Below are 4,337 nucleotides of genomic sequence, written 5' to 3' on the forward strand. Positions count from 1 at the left end.
GAGATGTTTGTCTTTGGAAACCATCTGAAAAAGCGCCTTTGTCAGGTATTGCTTGTCAGCATATTGCTGCAAAAGTTTTTGAAAAACATGGAATGCCTGAAGGTATTTGTTCTCTAATTATTGGAGATTATAAAGTTGGGGAGATGATGTCGCATGATTCCCGTGTGCCATTAATTTCGGCAACTGGCTCTACACGTATGGGTAAACTAGTTGGTCAGGCCGTTGGAAGTAGATTGGGAAGATCGTTACTTGAACTTGGAGGTAATAACGCGATTATTATCACTCCAGAAGCTGATATGGATATGGCGATCCGAGGGGCATTATTTGGAGCAGTAGGAACTGCAGGTCAGAGATGTACTTCAACCCGAAGATTGATCATTCACTCCACTGTTTTTGATGAGGTGAAGACCCGTCTAGCTAATGCCTATTCAAAATTGGTGATAGGTAACCCATTAGATGAAAAAAATCATGTTGGACCAGTGATTGACAAAGATGCTGTGAATATGTACCTAGCGGCAACCCAAAAAGTAATAGAAGAAGGAGGGAAGGCAGTTGTAGAGGGAGGAGTTTTAGAAGGGAAAGGATTTGAATCCGGTTGTTATGTGAAACCAGCGATTTATGAAGCTGAAAATCACTTCGAGATTGTTCAGCATGAGACTTTTGCTCCGATTCTTTATTTGATCAAATACGAAACCATTGAAGAAGCAATTGCGATTCAGAATGGAGTGCCACAAGGCTTGTCTTCTGCTATTATGACTCTTAATATGAGAGAAGCTGAAGCTTTCCTTTCTGTTGCGGGATCAGATTGCGGTATAGCCAATGTGAATATCGGGACTTCAGGTGCTGAGATCGGAGGTGCATTTGGAGGTGAAAAAGAGACCGGTGGAGGGAGAGAATCGGGTTCTGATGCTTGGAAAGCCTATATGAGACGTCAGACGAATACGATTAATTATAGTTCAAATTTACCATTGGCGCAGGGAATAAAATTTGATATTTAATCAGATGGAATTAGTTGAAAGAAATGAGCTTTGATAATTTTTAAAATATTAAAGCTCATTTTCAGTTGCTTATAGTTTTTGAAAGAAAAAATGTTTGGGTATTTCAAAATAGAAATTACCTTTGCATTCCCTTTTGGAAGGAAAGGAATGAAGAATGGGAGTTTAGCTCAGTTGGTTCAGAGCATCCCGATTACATCGGGAGAGTCGGAGTTCAATTCCAACTTAAAAGTGAACCACAAAATCTTGGGAGTTTAGCTCAGTTGGTTCAGAGCATCTGCCTTACAAGCAGAGGGTCGGGGGTTCGAATCCCTCAACTCCCACACAAGCCTTAGAAATTATTCTAAGGTTTTTTTTATGTCGTATGGCTTGTCACTTTTACATATTGCACTCTATCCAACTGGATAAATTCTATATCGGTCATACCTGTGAAAATCTTGATGAAAGGTTAAGAAAGCACCTATCAAATCATCAGGGTTTTACCTCAAAAGCCCAAGATTGGGAATTGGTATATTATGAAGATCTTCCTGATAAAAGCACTGCGTATGCCAGAGAAAGATCTGTCAAAGCATGGAAAAGTAAAAAAATGATCGCCGAACTTGTCAACAGCTCAAAATAAAAGCTATTTGAAGTTTAGCTCAATTGATTCTTAGCATTGCGATGCAATCGGAAAGGTCGGGGGTTCGTCCGCGATAGGAATCGGGACCCTCAACTCCCACATTCAATCCCGATCTATTCGGGATTTTTTGTTTTAGATCATTTTGATATGGGGATTATTGATATTAAAAGAAGGAAAAAAAAGGGGGAGCTGATAATTCAGTTTCCCCTTTTTGATTATTGAATATTCAACATAAACCCAGCTCTAAACCATCTGCCTGGCATCTGAATGGTAGCGGCTTCCACATACTCAGTATTGGTTAAATTAGAAGCTTCGGCAAAAAAACCGACTTTACCAATTCGGTTGTAATCTAGCCGCATATCCATCAAGAAATATGGGTCTTGATTCATCCGCTCTATATACCGTAGTTTAGTATTTACCTCTAGTTTCATTCCTAATCCAACTAGTACGCCTCCTATCAATTGATTTTTTAAAGCAGTCAGTGCATATCTTGTCTCCACTCCAGGCTGTTGGATTAAATCCGCATGGATGTAATTGTAAGAAAAATTAAATTCTTTTACCTGAATGGAATTTCCTTTAGGATTGACTCGATAATAAAAAGATGCTTCCACTCCATTAAATTTCACCTCATTGAAATTCTGCGGTTGCCATGGAGTATTTTCATCAGGTCGGGTCCATTCGATCAAATTATCTGTTTTTCTTAAGAAGTAGACTAATTCCCCTCTGAATCCTTCTTTTGACCATTTGCCACCAATTTCAAAATTCTGGGCTTGTTCTGGTTCGAGTTGATCATTTCCAATATTTGTTGGACCTACATAATATAAGTCAGTAAAACTTGGGATTCGATAACTTACTCCATATCCAGAGTAAATTCTTAATTCTTGACTTGCTTGGAACCCAAGCTCTGCACCTGGAAAATGCTTCCAGCCATAACCGGAATTATAGTTTGAATAAACTCCTGCTCTTAGATCTACTTTCTGTCCCAGGTTTATCATTTGCTCCAAGAATATCCCACTGAGAGTTCTATCTCTATCCCCTAAATTATTGCTTTCTAGATCTTCCTTTCTGGTCTCGATTCCAAACCCAGTGGTTCCTATAGATGTTTTGAAATTACCATTTGCTTCTAAAGCAAATACGTTTGAAGTATGATTGTTCTGGTAGAATTCTGGTTCATTTCGTCTTAATCGATATTCATCTGCATTGTATCGATAATAAGCTCTTGTGTTGAGGTAAAAATTAGAAAGATTCCAAGTGTGACTTAAAGAGGCCAAAGTCGTCTGAATGCTTTCCCATTGATCAGGAAAGGCGCTGGTATAAAATCCGTTTGCTCCAAAAGTCCTATCAGTATAGGCGATCATTCCTCGAAGATTATTTTGATCATTTAGATCGATTCCTCCTTCGTAAAAGATATTATTTACTTGGTAGTCGGAATTGTACTGGTATCCATTAGAATCGTCGTACGAAACGGCCAGGTTTTGATTGTATTTTCCAGCAGGAAGTGACCCGGCAAAATTGATTCCTTTCATGCCAAAATCACCTGCATAACCTTGAACCCTAAGGTACCGCTCATCACTCAGTGATGTGATTACATTGATGGCACCAGCATAAGCATTCTGACCAAAAATTCTTGATCCAGGACCTTTTAGCACTTCTACTCTGTCCACATTAACCAAAGGAACGGGGATGTTCATCATGTGATGCCCTGTTTGTGGATCAGTTAATTTAATACCGTTTAAAAGCATCAAAGTCTGGGCAAATGATCCACCTCGAATCCCAATATCTGCTTGTACCCCGGTAACGCCTCTTTGTCTTACATCAACACCTGGGACAAAAGATAAGATTTCCTGCAAACTCCTTGCAGGGGTAGTTTCTAATTCTTGTTTATCAATCAGGGTTATGTTTCTACTTTGCTTTGAAAACGGGATCTGGATCCGATTTTCTTGTATAATTACCTCATCAAGTTTTTGGGTTGTGGTATCATTTTGAGCCTTTAGGCTGATTATTAAGCCAAAACTTAGAATGAAGCAGAATATTTTTTTCATATAAATTTTAAAAATCCAGCCCAAAGAACAGACGAAAATAGTCGAATTTCAACTTTGATTTTCAGTGAAAATTAGTTAATGGAAGTATGTCCTTATAAAATAAACTGGCATAACCAAAGGATATCCTTAATTTAGGCGCCTATTATTTAACATTAGTATGAAAAGAAAAATTATCCTATCACTTCTTATTGCAGGGCTCGGTTTTGCAGAAGTGTCAAATTTATTCGCCCAAGAAGTAAAAGAAAGTAATCAAAGTGAATTTGGTGAGTTTATGGACCGTCGTGGAACTTACTCTAGAACAGCCTCCGGAAAACCAGGTGTTGGATATTGGCAAAATGCTGCCGATTACCAAATAGAGGCTACATTAGATGACCAAGCTCACACGCTTACGGGGAAAGTCACCATGACTTATACCAATAATAGCCCCGAGTCATTAGATTTTATCTGGATGCAATTAGAGCAAAATAGATTTACAGAAAGTTCAAGAGGAACTTTGACCACACCGATTCAGGGAAACCGATATAATGGTGATACGGATGGTGGATTTGATATTAGCAATCTAGAAGCGAAGGTTGGTTCTAAAGGTGCAGTTTCTAATAGACATATAATTACAGATACCCGGATGCAAGTTTGGTTTGCTGAGCCCATTCCTGCAAAAGGAGGAAAAGCGACAGTTGCGAT

General features: G+C 38.8%; 3 protein-coding genes, 1 tRNA gene and 1 pseudogene. 4 read left to right on the top strand and 1 reads right to left on the bottom strand.

Features of this window, described 5'->3' with window-relative positions:
* The 3 genes from Q0L68_RS16985 to Q0L68_RS16995 all read left to right on the top strand — a co-directional run.
* On the top strand, positions 1-998 hold a 998-nt coding region (locus Q0L68_RS16985; protein WP_296705427.1), incomplete at its 5' end, for an aldehyde dehydrogenase family protein.
* Between the two features lie 245 nt (positions 999-1,243).
* A tRNA-Val gene (locus tag Q0L68_RS16990) sits at positions 1,244-1,318 on the top strand.
* A 41-nt stretch (positions 1,319-1,359) separates the two neighbouring features.
* On the top strand, positions 1,360-1,614 hold the full coding sequence (locus tag Q0L68_RS16995; RefSeq protein WP_296705428.1) for a GIY-YIG nuclease family protein: 255 nt from the start codon (positions 1,360-1,362) through the stop codon (positions 1,612-1,614).
* Between the two features lie 215 nt (positions 1,615-1,829).
* Here Q0L68_RS16995 and Q0L68_RS17000 read toward each other — a convergent pair whose 3' ends face one another.
* Positions 1,830-3,656 (bottom strand): TonB-dependent siderophore receptor, encoded by a 1,827-nt coding sequence (locus tag Q0L68_RS17000; protein ID WP_296705430.1) that lies wholly within the window; start codon positions 3,654-3,656, stop codon positions 1,830-1,832.
* A gap of 157 nt (positions 3,657-3,813) precedes the next feature.
* On the opposite strand from Q0L68_RS17000, the pseudogene Q0L68_RS17005 reads away from it, so the two are divergent.
* Positions 3,814-4,337 (top strand): annotated as a pseudogene (locus tag Q0L68_RS17005) (M1 family peptidase); the annotation flags it as partial.

Origin of the sequence: Algoriphagus sp., from assembly GCF_024642405.1 — a bacterium.
Classification (GTDB): domain Bacteria; phylum Bacteroidota; class Bacteroidia; order Cytophagales; family Cyclobacteriaceae; genus Algoriphagus.

Excerpts from the sequence above, each read along its gene's own strand:
- Q0L68_RS16995 (WP_296705428.1), top strand. The coding sequence starts at position 1,360 with ATGGCTTGTCACTTTTACATATTGCACTCTATCCAACTGGATAAATTC.
- Q0L68_RS17000 (WP_296705430.1), bottom strand. The coding sequence starts at position 3,656 with ATGAAAAAAATATTCTGCTTCATTCTAAGTTTTGGCTTAATAATCAGC.